The organism is Vibrio sp. 378, assembly GCF_033339435.1.
Genome location: NZ_JAWOUO010000388.1, coordinates 1 through 789, shown reverse-complemented (window position 1 = coordinate 789; position 789 = coordinate 1). Strand labels below are relative to the sequence as shown.

Below are 789 nucleotides of genomic sequence, written 5' to 3'. Positions count from 1 at the left end.
GATCCTTCAGTTAAGAAGGAAACGGTGAAAGCCATCGAAATGTTCTCGCTACTCATGCAAGAGCGTGCTTCAACAGGTCGTATCTACATTCAGAACGTAGACCACTGTAACACTCACAGCCCATTCGACTCTGAAGTTGCGCCAGTTCGTCAGTCTAACCTATGTCTGGAAATCGCACTTCCAACTAAACCACTGACTAACGTTGAAGATGATTCAGGTGAGATTGCACTATGTACGCTTTCCGCGTTCAACCTTGGCGCAATCAAATCTCTAGATGATTTCGAAGAGCTTTCTGATCTTGTTGTTCGCGCTCTAGATGCACTACTGGATTACCAAGATTACCCACTACCAGCGGCGTACAAGTCAACAATGAACCGTCGTACGCTAGGTGTTGGTGTTATCAACTTCGCTTACTACCTAGCGAAGCACGGAGTGAAATACTCTGACGGCAGCGCAAATGGCCTGACTCACCGCACGTTTGAAGCAATGCAATACTACTTGCTAAAAGCATCGGTAGCGCTAGCAAAAGAACAAGGCAAGTGTCCTTCGTTCCACGAAACAAACTACGCGAAAGGCTTACTGCCAATCGACACTTACAAGAAAGATATCGACCTAATTTGTGATGAAGAGCTGCACTACGATTGGGACAGCCTACGTCAAGAAATCATGGAACACGGTCTTCGTAACTCAACACTGACAGCGCTAATGCCTTCTGAGACCTCTTCTCAGATCTCGAACGCTACAAACGGTATTGAGCCACCACGCGGTTACGTATCTGTAAAAGCATCG

Annotated in this window: 1 pseudogene; it reads left to right on the top strand. The window is 46.6% G+C overall.

Going from position 1 to position 789, the window contains the following annotated elements:
• Nucleotides 1-789 (top strand): annotated as a pseudogene (locus R7Q48_RS26455) (ribonucleotide-diphosphate reductase subunit alpha); the annotation flags it as partial.